The organism is Halorubrum coriense DSM 10284 (genome assembly GCF_000337035.1).
GTDB lineage: Archaea > Halobacteriota > Halobacteria > Halobacteriales > Haloferacaceae > Halorubrum > Halorubrum coriense.
In genome coordinates this window covers 408,461-424,128 of sequence record NZ_AOJL01000060.1, presented here as the reverse complement: position 1 = coordinate 424,128, position 15,668 = coordinate 408,461, and the positions used below count along the sequence as shown (strand labels likewise).

The 15,668-nt window shown below is 70.0% G+C and carries 17 protein-coding genes; 8 read left to right on the top strand and 9 right to left on the bottom strand.

What is annotated here, in order from left to right:
* Together C464_RS15610 and C464_RS15605 are read right to left on the bottom strand one after the other, a co-directional pair.
* Nucleotides 1–2,636, bottom strand: a 2,636-nt coding sequence (locus tag C464_RS15610; protein ID WP_006114731.1) for a valine--tRNA ligase, incomplete at its 3' end; no start/stop codon positions are given.
* A gap of 82 nt (nt 2,637–2,718) precedes the next feature.
* Complete coding sequence (locus tag C464_RS15605) at nt 2,719–2,973, bottom strand: hypothetical protein (RefSeq protein WP_006114730.1); 255 nt, start codon at nt 2,971–2,973, stop codon at nt 2,719–2,721.
* A 496-nt stretch (nt 2,974–3,469) separates the two neighbouring features.
* On the opposite strand from C464_RS15605, the gene C464_RS15600 reads away from it, so the two are divergent.
* A complete protein-coding gene (locus C464_RS15600; RefSeq protein WP_006114729.1) occupies nt 3,470–3,712 on the top strand; it encodes a ferredoxin in 243 nt (80 codons plus the stop codon).
* Between the two features lie 315 nt (nt 3,713–4,027).
* Here C464_RS15600 and hemB read toward each other — a convergent pair whose 3' ends face one another.
* Genes hemB through C464_RS15590 form a run of 3 tightly spaced genes read right to left on the bottom strand, consistent with a single transcriptional unit; the run spans nt 4,028 to nt 6,106 of the window.
* Nucleotides 4,028–5,008 carry a porphobilinogen synthase gene (hemB, locus tag C464_RS15595; protein WP_006114728.1) on the bottom strand — a complete coding sequence of 327 codons (981 nt, stop codon included), beginning with the start codon at nt 5,006–5,008 and terminating at the stop codon, nt 4,028–4,030.
* A 47-nt stretch (nt 5,009–5,055) separates the two neighbouring features.
* Nucleotides 5,056–5,220, bottom strand: coding sequence for a DUF6757 family protein (locus C464_RS19335; protein ID WP_006114727.1), 165 nt, complete (start codon nt 5,218–5,220; stop codon nt 5,056–5,058).
* A 25-nt stretch (nt 5,221–5,245) separates the two neighbouring features.
* Nucleotides 5,246–6,106 carry a PHP domain-containing protein gene (locus C464_RS15590; protein ID WP_049911239.1) on the bottom strand — a complete coding sequence of 287 codons (861 nt, stop codon included), beginning with the start codon at nt 6,104–6,106 and terminating at the stop codon, nt 5,246–5,248.
* A 147-nt stretch (nt 6,107–6,253) separates the two neighbouring features.
* Between C464_RS15590 and C464_RS15585 the strand changes: the two genes are divergently transcribed.
* On the top strand, nt 6,254–6,538 hold the full coding sequence (locus C464_RS15585) for a DUF5789 family protein (RefSeq protein ID WP_006114725.1): 285 nt from the start codon (nt 6,254–6,256) through the stop codon (nt 6,536–6,538).
* A gap of 60 nt (nt 6,539–6,598) precedes the next feature.
* Here the strand turns inward: C464_RS15585 and C464_RS15580 are convergent, their stop codons facing one another.
* Nucleotides 6,599–7,648: a DUF5784 family protein gene (locus tag C464_RS15580; RefSeq protein ID WP_006114724.1), complete on the bottom strand. Its 1,050-nt coding sequence runs from the start codon at nt 7,646–7,648 to the stop codon at nt 6,599–6,601.
* A gap of 124 nt (nt 7,649–7,772) precedes the next feature.
* Here C464_RS15580 and C464_RS19330 point away from each other — a divergent pair, with 124 nt between their 5' ends.
* The gene (locus C464_RS19330) at nt 7,773–7,940 is read left to right on the top strand and encodes a DUF5786 family protein (RefSeq protein ID WP_004599209.1); all 168 of its coding nucleotides are present in this window, start codon (nt 7,773–7,775) and stop codon (nt 7,938–7,940) included.
* 148 nt (nt 7,941–8,088) lie between these two features.
* Here the strand turns inward: C464_RS19330 and C464_RS15575 are convergent, their stop codons facing one another.
* Nucleotides 8,089–8,757 carry a DUF7530 family protein gene (locus C464_RS15575; protein ID WP_006114723.1) on the bottom strand — a complete coding sequence of 223 codons (669 nt, stop codon included), beginning with the start codon at nt 8,755–8,757 and terminating at the stop codon, nt 8,089–8,091.
* Nucleotides 8,754–9,698, bottom strand: a complete 945-nt coding sequence (locus C464_RS15570) for an NAD(P)H-binding protein (RefSeq protein ID WP_006114722.1) — start codon at nt 9,696–9,698, stop codon at nt 8,754–8,756. Before C464_RS15570 ends, C464_RS15575 begins: the two co-directional genes overlap by 4 nt.
* A gap of 172 nt (nt 9,699–9,870) precedes the next feature.
* Here C464_RS15570 and C464_RS15565 point away from each other — a divergent pair, with 172 nt between their 5' ends.
* The 4 genes from C464_RS15565 to C464_RS15550 all read left to right on the top strand — a co-directional run bounded on the left by C464_RS15565 (nt 9,871) and on the right by C464_RS15550 (nt 12,715).
* A complete protein-coding gene (locus C464_RS15565) occupies nt 9,871–10,785 on the top strand; it encodes an MBL fold metallo-hydrolase (protein ID WP_006114721.1) in 915 nt (304 codons plus the stop codon).
* 79 nt (nt 10,786–10,864) lie between these two features.
* Entirely contained in the window at nt 10,865–11,470 is a 606-nt protein-coding gene (pspAB, locus tag C464_RS15560) for a PspA-associated protein PspAB (protein ID WP_006114720.1), read from the top strand.
* Between the two features lie 7 nt (nt 11,471–11,477).
* Nucleotides 11,478–12,086: a hypothetical protein gene (locus C464_RS15555; protein ID WP_006114719.1), complete on the top strand. Its 609-nt coding sequence runs from the start codon at nt 11,478–11,480 to the stop codon at nt 12,084–12,086.
* A complete protein-coding gene (locus C464_RS15550; protein ID WP_006114718.1) occupies nt 12,083–12,715 on the top strand; it encodes an IMPACT family protein in 633 nt (210 codons plus the stop codon). Before C464_RS15555 ends, C464_RS15550 begins: the two co-directional genes overlap by 4 nt.
* Nucleotides 12,716–12,719: 4 nt before the next feature.
* Here C464_RS15550 and C464_RS15545 read toward each other — a convergent pair whose 3' ends face one another.
* Entirely contained in the window at nt 12,720–14,438 is a 1,719-nt protein-coding gene (locus tag C464_RS15545; protein ID WP_006114717.1) for a DNA-directed DNA polymerase II small subunit, read from the bottom strand.
* Nucleotides 14,439–14,567: 129 nt separating this feature from the next.
* On the opposite strand from C464_RS15545, the gene C464_RS19405 reads away from it, so the two are divergent.
* Nucleotides 14,568–15,656, top strand: a complete 1,089-nt coding sequence (locus C464_RS19405) for a S26 family signal peptidase (protein ID WP_006114716.1) — start codon at nt 14,568–14,570, stop codon at nt 15,654–15,656.
* Nucleotides 15,657–15,668 lie beyond the last annotated feature (12 nt).

Genomic DNA, 15,668 nt, shown 5'->3' with positions numbered 1-15,668 from the left:
ACGACGACGTCGTCGGCCTGAAGCAACGCTCCCTCGCCCTGATACTGTCGCTCCTCTTCGACCGCGAACTCGTCGTCGACGAGCGTGACGCCCGCGACGCGGAGTTCGTCGCCGTCGAGTTCGTAGTCATCTTGGGCCAGGCCGGCCTCGATGTCGCCGACCTGGTCGCCGTACTTCGGACCCACGGTGGCGTAGTCGAGGTCGATGCCCGTGATCACCGTCTCGACGGGCGCGTCGCCGTCGGGGTGGACCGCGAGGTCATCGACGTGCATCACGCCGGTGATATCGTCCTCGAAGCCGCGCACGTCGGCGTACACTTCCACCGCGTCGAGCGCGGCGGTGAGCGGGAGCTGACTCTCGCTTTTGTACTTCCGGAGCGCGCCGACGACGGCGGTGGCGGCGGTACCGGCGTCGCGGTCGGCCTCGATCCCCAGCGGCTCGGGCCAATCGGTGAGGTGAATCGAGTCGCTCGCGCCGTCACCGAGGTGGATCGAGTCGCTCGCGTCGGCGTACATGTCGTGCCATAGCTCCTCGGTGACGTGCGCGAGGAGCGGCGCGAACAGCTTCAGGAACCGGCGGTGGGCGGTCCGGAGGGTGTACGCCGCCGCGTCGTCCTCGCGCTGTTTGGCGATCTCGAGGTAGTCGTCGCAGAACGTGTTCCAGAAGAAGCTCCGGAGCTCGTCCCGGGCCTTCGAGAACGCGCGGTCGTCGAGGAGTTCGGTGAGCCGCTCGACCTCGGCGTCGAGCTTTGCGAGGAGCCACCGGTCGAGCTCGCGGAGTCCGTCGTCGGGCTCTGTCGGGAACGGCTTCGGCGCGAGCGACTCGACGAGCTTCGAGGCGTTCCACAGCTTCCGAATCAGCTTCTCGCCCGCGCGGAGGTCCTTCTCTTTGAACGGGAAGTCGTCGCCGACGGCGGTGCCGGCCGCCCAGTAGCGCGTGGCGTCGACGGGGAACTCCTCGAGGACCGCCTCGGGCTCGACGACGTTGCCGACGGACTTCGACATCTTCTCGCGGTTCTCGTCGAGCACGTGCCCGTTGATCATCGTCTCCGCGAACGGCACCTCGCCGGTGTGCTCGTAGCACTTGACGAGGGTGTGGAACAGCCAGAAGCTGATGATGTCGTGGCCCTGCGGGCGGAGGTCGAACTGATACAGCTCCGGGCGCTCCATCGTGAACTCCCCGGCCTCGTCGTCCCAGTCCCAGCCGGCGTTGATCAGCGGCGTCAGGCTGGAGGTGGCCCACGTGTCGAGCACGTCGTCCTCCGGCTCGAACGCGTCGTGACCGCACTCGGGACAGGCGTCGACCGGCGGGGCGTCGGAGAGCGGGTCGACGGGCAGGTCGGCCTTCTCGGCGACGACGACCTCCCCGCAGTCCTCGCAGTACCACACCGGGAACGGGATGCCGGAGGACCGCTGGCGGGAGATGAGCCAGTCCCACTGGAGCCCCTCGACCCAGTGTTCGTACCGGGTGAACATCTTCTCGGGGGACCACTCCATCTCGCGGCCGACGTCGAGGTACTCGTCCGTCTTGTCGAGCATCTCGATGTACCACTGCTCGGTGACGAGGAACTCGACGCTCGTCCCGCAGCGCTCGTGGACGTTGACCGTGTGGGTGATGTCGCGGCGGTCGAGCAGCGCGCCCGTCTCGTCGAGGTCTTCGACGATGGCCTCGCCGGCCTCGTCGGCGTGAAGCCCCTGATACTCCTCGGCGAGGTCGGTCATGTGGCCGGACTCGTCGATGGCGACTCGGAGGTCCAAGTCGTGGACCTGATACCACTCGATGTCGTTCTGGTCGCCGAACGTACAGCACATCACGATGCCGGAGCCGGTCTCCATGTCGACGCGCTCGTCGGCGATGATCGGCACCTCGTGGCCGAACAGCGGGACCTCGGCAGACTCGCCGACGAGCGCCTGGTTCTCGTCGTCGTCCGGGTGGACGAAGACGGCGACGCACGCCGGGAGGAGCTCGGGCCGCGTCGTCGAGATGACGAACTCGGCCGGGAGGTCGTCGCCGTCGCTCCCGACCACGGGGAACGCGATGTCGTTGAAGTGGCTGGCCTGTTCGTCGTCCTCGGTCTCGACCTGCGAGATGGCTGTCTCGCACTCGGGACACCAGATCGCGGGGGCTTTCTCGCGATACTCGCGGCCCTGCTCGTACAGGTCGAGGAACGACAGCTGCGAGACGCGCTGGACGCGGGGTTCGATCGTCTGGTAGGTGTGATCCCAGTCGACCGACACGCCGAGCGACTGGACGTTCTCGGTGAACTGCTGTTCGTAGTCGGCGCAGACCTCCCGGCACTTCGCCTGGAACTCGCGCCGTTCGAAGTCCTGATGCCGGATGTCGAGCTCGTCCTCGGTGAGCCGCTCGGAGGCGATGCCGTTGTCGTCGTAGCCGAACGGGAAGAACGTCTCACCGCCGTTCATCCGCTCGAAGCGCGCGACGAAGTCCTGGAGGGTGAACCCGTACAGGTGGCCCATGTGGAGGCTCCCCGATACCGTCGGCGGGGGCGTGTCGATGGAGAAGACGGTGTTCGGGTCGACCGGGTCGTCGTCGGAATAGGCGTACGTCTCCTCGTCGACCCATCGCCGCTGCCAGCGCGGCTCGACGGCGTCGGGGTCGTACTCACCACTGGGCATTTCGGTCACACGTTCCGCCGGTTCCCCCTTAACGGCCTCGGTTGTGTGGGGCGGCGCGGACGGAGGGCGCGGTCAGCGGCCGTCAGACCGCGTCGTCGAGGTCGTGTTCGGCCGCCATCTTCGACGCCTCGGCGGCGAACCGCTCGACCTCGTCGGCGGGCGTCTCGCCCAGCGCGGTGTCGTCGACCTCGCGGCCGGCGGTGATCCCGCCGCCGGTGACGAGCCGCTGTTCGGCCAGCTCCTTCGTGTGCGTCCGCTCGCCGTCCTCGGTGGCGTAGGTGAGCCGCACGAGCCCTTTCGAGTCGAACTGCCGGTCGACGAGCCAGACCGTGGTCATACGCGGCGATGAGTGCCTGCGAGGATTAAAACGGACGGTCGGCCGTTGGAAACTCGACGGCGGAGATCGGTTTCGGAGCGCGGTTGCGGTGGCGCGTGCCTGCGAGCGGCCGGAGCGAAGCGGAGGCCGCGAGGAGCACGCGCGGGGTCGTCGGGCTACGCCCGACTGCCAGAGGCGCGTCGCGCCTCGCTGTCGCCGGCGCTACGCGCCGGCTGCCAGAGAATCTTCGATTCTCGCTGGAGTCGGCCGACCGAAGGGAGGCCGACGAGGTTGGGGAGGTGTGAGGCTGCGGTGCTGGGTGGGACTCAAAGGGGCAGGCGGGAGGCCGCCGTAGGCGACGTAAGCACCGCAGTGAGCGACCGAGAAGCACAGCGAGCGTACGGCGGCCTCCCGCTCGGGGCTTTGGAGGTGATTTCTGCGGATCCGGTCTGGGAGTCGCTGGGGTCCCGCGAGTCTCGCCGTCACCGCTTTGTATCGGCTCGCCGAACAAGCGGTCATGTACGTGGAGTTCGACCGCGACACCTGCGTCGGGATGTACCAGTGCGTCGCCGAGTGGGACGCCTTCGACAAGAACCTGAACGACGGGAAGGCCGATCTAGAAGGCAGCACCGAGGAGGGGGATGACCTGTTCGTCGTCGAGGTGCCCGACGGGGAGGAGTTCGACGCGAAGTTCGCGGCGCGGGTCTGCCCGGTCGACGCCATCGAGGTGTACGACGACGACGGCGAGCAGGTGGTGTAGACGGGTCCGGTCGCTCGATCGGTTGCTCATAAACAACAGCCGGTGTCTCGATCTGGGCGAACACCCCCGAATCCCGCCCCGCAGCCTCACGCCTCCCCGGCCTCGTCGGCCTCCCTTCGGTCGGCCGACTCCAGCGAGAATCGAAGATTCTCTGGCAGCCGGCGCGTAGCGCCGGCGACAGCGAGGCGCGACGCGCCTCTGGCAGTCGGGCGTAGCCCGACGACCTCGCACGCGCTCCTCGCGCCCTATCGGGCGCTCGGAGGCGCGCGCCATGGTGGGTGCTTCGCCGGGCGCGTCGGCTGCGCCCGGTTCTATTTATAAGTGATCGGCCACGTCCTCGGCGAAGTACGTGATTATGAGGTCCGCGCCCGCGCGCTTGAGCGCGACGAGCGACTCCAGCGCGGTCGCCTCCAAGTCGAGCCACCCTTTCTCCGCGGCGGCGTGGAGCATCGCGTACTCCCCCGAGACGTTGTACGCCGCGATGGGCCGGTCGAACTCCCGCCGGAGGTCGCCGACGATGTCGAGGTACGGCAGCCCGGGTTTCACCATCAGCACGTCCGCGCCCTGCTCGGCGTCGAGCCGCGCCTCGCGGAGCGCCTCCCGCCGGTTCGCGGGATCCATCTGGTAGTGCCGGCGGTCGCCGAACGCGGGCGCGCCGTCCGCCGCGTCGCGGAACGGGCCGTAGAAGGCCGACTCGTACTTCGCGGCGTAGCTCAGGACGGCGACGTCCTCGTGACCCGCGGAATCGAGCGCCTCGCGGATCGCCCCGACCTGGCCGTCGGTCATCGCCGAGGGAGCGACCACGTCCGCGCCCGCGTCGGCCTGCGAGACCGCGGTGCGCGCGAGCAGGTTGAGCGTCTCGTCGTTCTTGACGGTAAGCGTCGGGTCCGCCTCGGCGGTCTCCTCGATCACGCCGCAGTGACCGTGGTCGGTGTACTCGCAGAGGCAGACGTCGCCGATCACGGTGGCGTCGGTCTCGGCGTCGATCCGTCGGATAGCGCGTTGGACGACGCCGTCCTCGGCGTACGCGCGGCTCCCCTCCGGGTCTTTCGACTCGGGAACGCCGAAGAGGATCACGGCCTCAACGCCCGTCTCGCGGATCTCCGCGACGCGGTCGACCGCCTCGTCGACCGGGACGCGCTCGTGGCCGGGCATCGTCTCGATGGGGACGCGCTCGTCGGTCGTCGCGTCGACGAACACCGGCGCGACCAGGTCCGACGCCGAGAGGTCGGTCTCGGCGACGAGCGGGCGGACGCCGTCGGTCCGGAGTCGGCGGGGACGGTCCGTGAGGTCCATACCGACGGTTCGGGTCCCGCCGACTTTTACCGTTCGTCTCCGCGTGACTACTCGGAGGACTCGATGTCGATCCGGTCGCGGAGCTCCGCGAGCTCGTCCGACTCGGCGAGCTCCTCGACGCGCTGTTTGAAGTGGGACTCGCAGAGCCCGACGACCACGCCGCGCTGCTCGGCCTCGTACGTGGCCTCCCGGTCGCAGTAGTGACACCGCATGTCCGACACTCCGGTCGGCGCGGGCTTAATCTTGTTCGTCGGGCGTCGCCGCGGCGGAGCGCTCCCCGGCCGGGACCGGCTGAGGGAGCCGATCCCGGACGGGTTCGAACGCGGACGCCGTCAGCCCCGCGACGCCGAGGGTGCGCTCGTGGGCGTCCGTCCCGCCGGTTCTGAGCAGGTCCGCCTCGGCGGCGACGCGGTCGATCCGCGCGTCGTCGACCGTGCGACCGTACGGGTAGAACCGCTCGACCGCGTCGATCGCGGCCGACTCGCGGGCGACGTCGAGCGCCTCGTCGACGTGCTCGTAACGGAAGGGGTGGGCGAGCCCGACGAGCGCGCAGGCGTCGGAGAGGAGGTCGAGCCCCTCGTCGAGCGGCGTCACGTCGCGCGCGACGTAACACGGGCCGTCGTTCCCGATCAGCTCGTCGAACGCGCCGGCGTAGTCGTGGGGCGCGTCCGACTCCTCGACGGCCCGCGCGATGTGCGGTCGCCCCAGTCCGGCGCGCGGCTCCAGTTCGAGATCGACGCCGAGTCGCTCCTCGACCGCGTCGAGGATGGCCGCGCCGCGCTCCCGGCGGTCGCGCTGGAGGCGGTCGATCTCCGCGTCGAGCGCGTCGGTGTGTTCGACGCCGTAGCCGAGGAGGTCGAGCCGCTCGAACCCGGCGTCGACGCGGAGTTCGATCCCGCGGACGATCCGGACGCCGTCGCGCTCGACGACCGGCGCGTCGACCCCCGGGTGGACGCGGTCGTGGTCGGTGACGGCGACCCAGTCGACGCCCGCCTCGCGGGCGACCGCGGGCACCTCGTCGATCGTCAACGTCCCGTCCGAGACGACCGTGTGCGCGTGGAGGTCGGCGACCACCAGATCCGCTGAATCTGCGGGCATAAACGTCGATAGCGCCGCCCGGCACTAAGCGGCGGCGGTCCGTCGGGAGCCGATTCGGGGACGAATATAAGGCGATATAAGGTATTCCCTCCGACTAAGGTCGTACATGGACAATCATTAAGAACCATCGGTGATTCTCGTCTGTTGATGCGCTTGAACGGCGTCGACGACCGACTCGAACGGCACCAGTACCCGACCACCTCTGAGGAGATCATCGCGGCTCACGGAAACGCGACCGTAGAGCTCGCCAACGGGTCCGAGCGGCTCGGCGACGTCTTGGAACGGTTCGGCGATCAGACGTTCGAAGACCCGGAAGACGTGTTCACCACCCTCCGGGCGGGCGTCTGCCACCGAGGAGTCGGTCGTCGGTTCTACTCGGACCGCGACCCGACCACCGACGCGGAGGACGGGCCGGCACCGGTCTCGTTCTGACGCGACGAATCGACCGGCGATCCATACCCTTTTTCCAGATTCGAACTCGGAGCGACGCGGCTACGAGACGCCGTCGACGACTCCGGAGAGGTCGACTGGGATCGACCCCTTCCGGTAGCCCTCGATCGAGCCGTCCGGCTCGGCGCGGTACACGACCGCGGGCTTGTGCCGGACCGCGGGTTCGGCGGCGCGCACGGCGGCCCACTCGTCGGCGGGGAACGACGAGCAGTCGACGAACAGGGTGACGCCGCCGGCGTGGGCCGCGAGCTGTCCGCTGGTCTTCGTCTCGGCGGTGTCGCGGACGGCCGCGACGGGGTCGTTCGCGGAGCGGCCGGCGGTCGGCTGCGGCCGCGTCACCTCGACGAGGTGCCCGGTCCCGGTGTCGGGCTCCGTCGCGCGGAAGTCGAGGGAGTGGCCCGTCGTCACCTCGATCTCCGGGGTTATCTCGTAGCCCGCCCGCGTGAGGATCCGAGCCGCGGTGAACTCGGCTATCGCCGCGCTCATCCGGACGAGGTCCCGCGAGGCGGACGTGCCGAGCTTCCCGGCCATCACCTCGCGGTGGTCGTCGAGGATCCCCGGCCGCAGCGTTTCCTCGACGAACCCGGTCCCCGCGTCGCGGGTCGCGTCCGGGAATCCGGCGGCGTGGTCGCGGAAGAACGCCCGGCTCGTCTCCGCGCCGTCCTTCGAGCAGAACACGGGGAGGAAGAACCACGAGACGTGGGGGTAGTCGGCCAGCCACGGCTCGTCGTCGTGGAGCCCGGCGAGCAGCTCCCGCTGCGCCCACCGCGAGACCGGGTAGGGGGCCTCGTCGAACCCGTACTTGTCCGTCCGCCAGAGCTCGCTCGGCGTCTCCGTGTTGCCCAGCCAGTAGCCCGCCGGGCCGCCGTCGGCGTCGGCGGGCGGGTCGGCGTCGTCGTCGGTCCAGCAGAACAGCGCGAAGGACCCGTCGTCCATGTCGAACCGGCGCGCCTCGTAGCCGGGCGGCGGCGCGAACCACGGGTCGCCGGCGGTCGCCCCGAGGTTCTCGTCGAGGGGGCGACGGAGCTGCGACCGGACCCGGTCCGCGGTCCAGCGGCCGGGCGAGCGCCTGAAGCGGAGCGGTTGTGCCACGGGCGTGTGGTATCACGCCGCGGGGTTAATCGATTCCGGTGGGCGGGGAAGACGTTCATCATCGATGATACGTTTACCGACAAGTATATTACAGGAAACGGCCAAGTGTAGTCGTACCATGTCAATGGGTGCCTATGATGAGGCCGAACACGAGCGTCGCGAGAAGAAGACCAGCGAAGTCGACGCCGACTTCGACGCGGAGCGCCCCGAGTACTCCGGTTCGCTGACCTACGACTCGGGCGATTCCACCGAGGCACTCCTCGACAAGTTCGAAGAGCTTCAGGGGAAGTGACGCGGCCGCGGCGACACCGCGCCTTCTGATTCCGTTCTCGAACCTCGATAGCGACCGTGCCGCCCATTGTGACCGCGCCGCCGAGAGCGACTGCCGAGCGCAGCGGTTGGAGGTCGAGTCGCGTTCGGGGAGGACGCGCGGCCGCGTCTCAGGTGAGCAGGATCGCCGCGCCGCAGACGAGCGCGACCGCGATGACGTGACCGACCACCGCGCCGAGCAGTATGGGCTCCGTGAGCAGGAACGGGACGAGCGCCAGCTGGATAACGGAGAACCCGATGTTCTCGGCGTCGAGCCGCCGGACGGTCGCCCGCTCGTCGGGCGAGAGGTCGACGTGGACCGCGCGCCACAGCGCGACGACGGCGCTCCACCACGAGGTGCCGATGCGGTACGTCAGGTCCCAGAGGACGAGCAGGGTGAGGTAGACGACGGGGATCGGCGGGTCCGCGCCGAACAGCCGGTCGATGAGGGACCCGTCCCACGCGAACAGGTAGGTCACGAGGGCGATGAACGCCAGCACGCCCAACACGATCTCGATACTCGACCCGAACAGCAGCCGCTTGTGTTCCGGGGGGGTTCCGAGCAGGCGGTTCTTCGCGCCCAGTCGGTGCATCTCGACGCTGCCGATCGCGGCGATGACGACGGCGACCGTCCCGGCGGCCACGGCGTCCCACGTCCCGTAGTACCAGCCGAGACCCAACACGCCGACCTCGAAGATGACGAACTGGAGCGCGACCGCCAGCGTGCGCGGGACGTTGAGTCCCGGGATCCCGCCGACGAGGCTCTCGTACACCCACGTCTCGCCGTACTCCCGGCTCACGGCGATACCCCGGGAAGCGCGCTCAGTCGCGACGCCTCCGCCTTTCGCGGTTCGGTCAGAGCGCGGGCGACCCCGAGCTCGAACGGGGTGCGCTCGATCGGGACGAACTCCCGGATCCGGTCGTCCTCGACGATCACAGTGTTGCGGAGCCCCTCGACCAGCGACCGGGCGAGGTAGGGGTTCACGTCGGTGACGAGCCGGAGCCACCGAGCCGACAGCTCCGGGCTCAACACCGGGACCCTGACGATCCGAAGCCCGCCGCCGAGCTGTCGCCTGGTTCGACGGAGGATCTCCGCGTAGGTCAACACCTCCGGCCCGCCGATCTCGAAGGTCTCGCCCGCGGTCTCGGGGGCGTCGAGGACGCCGGCGAGGTACGCGACCACGTCGGCTATCGCGATCGGCTGGCACAGCGTGTCGACCCACTTCGGGGTGACCATCACGGGGAGCCGCCGCGCAAGGCCGGCGACGACCTCGAAGCTCGCGCTCCCGGCGCCGATGATGATCGCGGCCCGGAGCGTCGTGAGCGCCGGGTCGGCGTCGCCGAGGATCCGTTCGACCTCGCGGCGCGATCGGAGGTGTTCGGAGAGCTCCTCGCGGTCCTCGCCGAGCCCGCCGAGGTAGACGATGCGCTCGATCCCCGCGGCCGAGGCGGCCTCGGCGAAGTTGGTCGCGCAGTTCCGGTCGCGCTCCTCGTACCCCGGGCCGCCGTCCATCGAGTGGACGAGGTAGTACGCGGCGTCGACGGTCTCGCCGTCGAGTTCGAACGCCGGCGGGAGCGTGTCCGGTTCCAAGAGGTCGCCCTCGACGACCGCGACGCCGTCGGGGGGCGCGTAGCCGTCGGCGTCGCGGACGAACGCGACCACGTCGTGGCCGCGGGAGCGGAGCGCCGGGATGAGCCGGCTCCCGACGAATCCGGTCGCGCCGGTGACGAGCACTCGCATACCGTTCTCTGGGGCGGAACGACCATAAGCCTCGGCCCGTTCGGCGCGACGAGGTGGCCGTGGCGAGGGGTCGTCACGGACTGCCGGCGAACGAGAGTGCTCCCGGACCGCCGACGAACGGGGGCCGCTCGCGGACCGATCGCTAGAAGTGCCCCCGGGTTCCTCGTCCGGTATGCGCGCAGGCGAGTTCGAACCGGTCCGCGGCGTCGAGGACCTGTACGTCCACGACACCGGCATGCTCGACACCGACGAGTACGGCGCGGTCTACGTGTACGACGCCGAGCGACCGATCGTGATCGACACCGGAACGGGGGCGAACCGGGAGACCCTCTTCGAGAGCGTCGCGGAGATCGGGATCGGCCGCGATGAGCTGGCGTGGATCCTCCCGACCCACGCCCATCTCGACCACGCCGGCGGCGCGGGCTACCTCGCGGAGCGGTACCCGAACGCGGCGGTCAGAGTGCCCGAGAAGGGCGTGCGCCACCTCGTCGACCCCGGGGCGCTCGTCGCGGGAACAAAGTCGGCGGTCGAAGACCAGTGGGAGCACTACGCGGAGCCGAAGCCGGTGCCCGACGACCGGATCGAGGGCGTCGGCGAGGGCGACCGGATCGACCTCGGCGGCCGCGAGCTCGTCGTCCGCGACGCGCCGGGGCACGCGCCCCACCACGCCGTCTACCACGAGCCCGACGCGGACGTCGTGTTCGCCGCCGACGCGGCGGGCATCTACGTCCCCGAGATCGACGCCGTGACGCCGACGACGCCGCCGCCGCAGTTCGACTTCGAGCAGTGCCTCGACGACATCCGGCTGATCGAGGACCTCGACCCCGACACGATCTGCTTCGGCCACTTCGGGCCGCGGCGCTGCGACGCCGACCTGCTCGGCGAGGCGAAGCGGGCGTACGTCGAGTGGGTCGAGCGCGTCCGGGAGAAGCGCGCCGAACTCGACGACGACGAGGCGGTCGTCGAGCACTTCGAGGCGGCGAGCCGCGACATCGACTACTGGAACCCCGAGCGGGCGCGAGCGAACACGAGCCTGAACGCGCGCGGCGTGTTGACGTACCTCGATCGGGTCGACGACGCGGAGTGACCCGTCCGGACGGCGCGGCGCGGAGAGCGCGGAGTCGAGAGAAACGCCCTAAACCCCGCCGCACGTAGGCGGGAGACAGATGGGCATCTTCGACACGATCCGGGCCGTCCTCGGGACCAGCGCCGAGACCGACGCGACTCGCGAGGCGGACCCCGAGGACCTCTTCGGGATGTCGACCGCCTACATGACGATGGAGGCGGACCTCCGCTACGACCACTGCGGCGAGGCCGCGCTCTGCTTCTCCGGCGTCGACAGCACCCGCTTCGACGAGGCGGTCGAGACCGTCGAGGCGATCCTGGAGGCCGGTGAGATCGACACCGGCACCGGCTTCCACCGGTACGAGGACGACCACGGCTACCAGTGGTTCGTCCTCGAGGACGACGACCCCGAGGACCTGGTGACCAGCATCCACTTCGCGGCCGACCAGTTCATCGAGGAGGGGTTCGGCTCGCGGCTGCTCGCGGCCGTATTCGGCTTCGAGAACGACGACGGCCCCGCCTACTGGATCTACTCGTTCCGGCGCGGCGCGTACTACCCGTTCGCACCGCGGGGGACGAACGACCGGAACCAGCGGGTCGAGTTCAAGCTCCAGTCGGTCCTCGACGGCGAACTCGGCTTGGAGGACGACGAGTCTTACTGGTACCCGCTGTGGCCGGACGCGCGCGGGAACCACCCGTGGGAGTGAGACACCGATGAGCGACGACACCGAGACCGGCGGAGACGGATCGGGTCAGGAAGTGGAGGCCAGCGGGCGAGACGCGCCGAGAAAACGTCTCCTCCGGTGGGTCGCCGTCCAAGCCACGGTCGTCGCCGGGGCGGTCCACCTCCTGTGGGCGTGGCCGCGGCTCGGCTCCCCGGCGGACGCCCGCCCGTACCTGTTCGTCGCGGGGAGCGCGCTCGCGGTGGCCGTCGCGGTCGCGACGCTGCGAGCCGGCGAGTACCGCCGGCTGTACGCGCTCGGCGCGGGGACGCTGGGCGCGTTCCTCGGCGGGTTCCTCGCGTGGCACGGGACGGGCGCGCCGGCGGCGTTCGCGGCGGAGCCGCTGGCGGTCGTGGCGGCGGTCGTCGAGGTCGTCGGGGTCGTCGCCTACCNTGGCGCGTTCCTCGGCGGGTTCCTCGCGTGGCACGGGACGGGCGCGCCGGCGGCGTTCGCGGCGGAGCCGCTGGCGGTCGTGGCGGCGGTCGTCGAGGTCGTCGGGGTCGTCGCCTACCTCGCGCTGTTCCGCCTCGCGCCGCCGACGAGCGTCGTCGTCGAGCGCCGACGCGAGGAGGAGGTCGAACCGGAGGACCGAGCGCCGTGACCGACGCGTACCGGACGGTGGCCGAGCGCGCGACCGCGCGGTTCGAGGTACAGGGGTCGGAGTTCCTCGGCCACGTCGCGCCCGTCGACGCGGTCGAGGGGGCCGAGTCGTTCGTCGAGGCGGTCCGGAGCGAGTACGCCGACGCGACCCACAACGTGCCCGCGTACCGGGTCCCGGCGGGCGAGCCCACCGAGCGAACGCCGGGGTCGGAACCGATGCTCAGGGAGTACTCGTCGGACGACGGCGAGCCGACCGGCTCCGCCGGGAAGCCGGCCCTGAACGTGCTCCAGCAGCGCGAGATCCGAAACGTCGTCGCGGTGGTGACCCGGTACTACGGGGGGACGAACCTCGGCGTCGGCGGACTCGCGCGCGCCTACTCGCGCGCGGTGAAGGACGGCGTCGACGCGGCGGGAGTGGTCGAGGAACGCCCGCACCGCACGCTCGTCGTCGAGACCGAGTACGACGACTCGGGGACGGTCCGCGGGGTGATCGAGTCGACGGGCGTCGAGTTCGACGCCGACTACGGCGAGCGCGTCCGGTTCGACCTCCGGGTGCCGGTCCTGGAGGTCGACGCGCTCCGCGAGCGGCTCAACGACGCGACGAGCGGGCGGGTAGAGATCGAAGAGTAGGCGCTTACGAGAACTTCCGGACGGTCATGTCGAGGGTGTCGAGGTCGAGTATCGGCGCGTAGCCGGCGTCGGGGTCGATGTTGACGGACTTCTGGAAGTCGGTCTGGGCCTGCCAGCAGCCGGAGTTGACGGCGAGGACGTTGTGGTACTTCCCCCAGCCGAGCTTGTGGACGTGGCCGGTGTGGAACACGTCCGGCACGTCCTCGATGACGAGGTAGTCGCGCTCCTCCGGCGCGACGCGGGTGTGCCCGCCGAACTGCGGCGCGACGTGGCGCTTCTTCAGCAGCTGGTACATCGCCTTGTGCGGCTCGTCGTAGCTCGCCTTCTCCTCGGGCAGCTCCGCGATCACCTCGTCGAGCGAGACGCCGTGGTACATCAGCACCTCGACGCCCTCGACGGAGACCGTCGCCGGGTTCGAGACGATCCGCGCGTCGTGGACGTCCATGATCTCGCGGATCTCGTCGTTGAACCCGGGCTGCGGCTCCGCGAGCCGGACCGCGTCGTGGTTGCCCGGGATCATCACGATCTCGGTGTCCGCGGGAATCTCCTTGAGGTGTTCGGCGAAGACCTCGTACTGCTCGTAGATGTCGACGATGTCGAGCTCCTCGTCTTGGTTCGGGTAGACGCCGACGCCCTCGACCATGTCGCCCGCGAGCAGCAGGTACTCGACGGGGTCGGCCTCGGGCGTGTGGAGCCAGTCGGTGAATCCGTGCCACGCGTCGGTCATGAACTCGTCGCTGCCGACGTGGACGTCGGAGATCAGCGCGGCCTGAACGTGGCGGTCGGCCCCGCCGGGGTCGTGCGTTCGGGGGACGTCCGGGAAGTGGAGCGAGTCGGCGAAGAGGATCCCCGCGTCGTCGGCGAGCGTCCCCTCGACCGCGACGCACTCGTCTAAGAGGATCTCGTCGACGACGTCGGCGAGGCCCTTGTCCTTCATCACGAGGGCGGGGAAGGTCCCGGTCGTGTCCTCCAGTTCGACCAGCCAGTGGCCCGACTTCGTGGAGCGCACGTCGTTGACGAGGCCGATCATCGCGGCGTCACTGCCGCCGGGCATGTTCGCGATCGCCTCGGCGGGTCGGTGGTTGACGCGGCCGCGGAGGATCTTCGAGAGCCGCTCGTAGCGGTCGCGGAACGTCGTGACGAAGTCGCTGTACTCGCCGGTCCCCGTGCTGCGGCCGGTCATGTCGTTGCCGACCGCTAGGTCTCGCAGGTCGGGGTCGCGAGAGGGGGAGCGTCCGGCGTCCGACGTCCCGGCGGCGTCGGTAGCGGAAGAGTCGGCGACGGAAGCGTCAGTAGCGGAGGAGTCGGCGACGGAAGCGTCAGTAGCGGAGAGGTCGTCGGTTGGAGGGTCGGCGGCACCGGAGCCGCCGGTCGCGGAGGCGTCGGCGGTCGCCGCGTCCGCGGCGGCGGCCGGGCCGGCGTCGGTCGGCGGGTCGGAAGTCGGTTCGGTATCCGGGGGGTCTGCGGTTCCGGACCCCTTCGTTTCAACTGGAGAATATCCGGTCTCGTCGGTGGAAGCGGCCGATCTGTTCGAGTCGGCGATCGCCTCGCGAACGTGGTCCGCGGTGATCCGGAGGGCGTCGTCCGGGGCGCGGTCGACGGCGGCCGAGACCGCGGCGGCCGGGTCCGTCGCGCCGGCGAGGAGGGTCACCGCCTCGCGCTCGGCGTTGTAGCCGCGCTCGGCGAGGGCTTTCGCGATCCGCGCGTTCGACTCCAGCGGCACGCTACCCGAAAGGAGAGTCTCGGGCAAAACCGTTCCGGAGCGGTCGGCCGAAACCGACGAGCGGACGCACGGGGCCCGGAGACCCGAGGACCCGGAAGCTTATGAACGAAACCCTCCAAGGCCGACGTAATGGACGAAGGGGATCGGCCGACGGACGCCGACGAGTCGGCCGATCGAGACGAGCGGACCGGACGGGAGTCCGACGGGTCGGACGACGCCGTTCCTGACGAGATTGACGACGAACCGGGCGCTGCGGACGGAGAGGAGCGGGAGTCGGCGATCGAGGGGGCGGAGTCGGAGTCGACGGTCGAGGGGGCGGAGTCGGAGTCGACGGTCGAGGGGGCGGAGTCGGAATCGACGGGACCCCCTTCGCCGACGCCCGGCGTTCCCGAGCCGGAGGGCGACGACGCGCCCGCCGACGTCGACGGCGTCCGCTCCGACGCGGAGGGAGACACTGTCGGCGACCGGATCCGTGGCGAGTCCGCATCGACTGGAGAGACGGACCCCGAGACGGAGGAGTCGCTGTTGTACCGGTTCCGTCACGACCGGGAGGGCGCGCTGATGTGGATCCGGGAGATGCTGACGAGCGTCGGGGTCGTCCTCTTGGTGGGGTTGCTCCTGTTCGGCGTCAGCGGCGTGTGGCCGCCGATGGTCGCCGTCGAGTCCGGGAGCATGGAGCCGAACATGCAGGTCGGAGACCTAGTGTTCGTCACCGAGCCCGGTCAGTTCGCGCCGGACGCGGCCGACAACGACGTCGGCGTCGTCACCCACGAGGTTGGAGAGACCGCCGACTATCGGACGTTCGACTCCTACGGGTCGGTCGTGATATACGCGCCGCCGGGGCGGTCCGGATCGCCGATCATCCACCGCGCCATGTTCCACGTGACCGAGGGCGAGAACTGGTACGACCGCGCCGACGAGCGGTATCACAGCGCGGTCGACTGCGAGTCGCTGGCCCACTGCCCGGCACCGCACGACGGGTTCGTCACGCTCGGCGACAACAATCAGGCCTACGACCAGGCCAGCGGTCTCTCGCCTCCGGTGAAAGCCGAGTGGGTGAGCGGCGTCGCGCGGGTTCGAGTCCCGTACCTCGGATACATCCGCCTGATCGCGACCGGACAGGTGGAGTTGAACGAGGCGATCGCGCGGACGATCGGGAGCGCCCTTCCGCCGGCGTCGTCGATCTCAGCGACCCCAGCCGCGGAGGCCGGGGCGTAACGACCGACGCGC

Coding starts and splice junctions, on each gene's coding strand:
- hemB (WP_006114728.1), bottom strand. CDS start 5,008: ATGGACCTCACGGACCGTCCCCGCCGACTCCGGACCGACGGCGTCCGC.
- C464_RS15585 (WP_006114725.1), top strand. CDS start 6,254: ATGCGCTTGAACGGCGTCGACGACCGACTCGAACGGCACCAGTACCCG.
- C464_RS15605 (WP_006114730.1), bottom strand. CDS start 2,973: ATGACCACGGTCTGGCTCGTCGACCGGCAGTTCGACTCGAAAGGGCTC.
- C464_RS19330 (WP_004599209.1), top strand. CDS start 7,773: ATGGGTGCCTATGATGAGGCCGAACACGAGCGTCGCGAGAAGAAGACC.
- C464_RS19405 (WP_006114716.1), top strand. CDS start 14,568: ATGGACGAAGGGGATCGGCCGACGGACGCCGACGAGTCGGCCGATCGA.
- C464_RS15570 (WP_006114722.1), bottom strand. CDS start 9,698: ATGCGAGTGCTCGTCACCGGCGCGACCGGATTCGTCGGGAGCCGGCTC.
- pspAB (WP_006114720.1), top strand. CDS start 10,865: ATGGGCATCTTCGACACGATCCGGGCCGTCCTCGGGACCAGCGCCGAG.
- C464_RS15600 (WP_006114729.1), top strand. CDS start 3,470: ATGTACGTGGAGTTCGACCGCGACACCTGCGTCGGGATGTACCAGTGC.
- C464_RS19335 (WP_006114727.1), bottom strand. CDS start 5,220: ATGCGGTGTCACTACTGCGACCGGGAGGCCACGTACGAGGCCGAGCAG.
- C464_RS15590 (WP_049911239.1), bottom strand. CDS start 6,106: ATGCCCGCAGATTCAGCGGATCTGGTGGTCGCCGACCTCCACGCGCAC.
- C464_RS15565 (WP_006114721.1), top strand. CDS start 9,871: ATGCGCGCAGGCGAGTTCGAACCGGTCCGCGGCGTCGAGGACCTGTAC.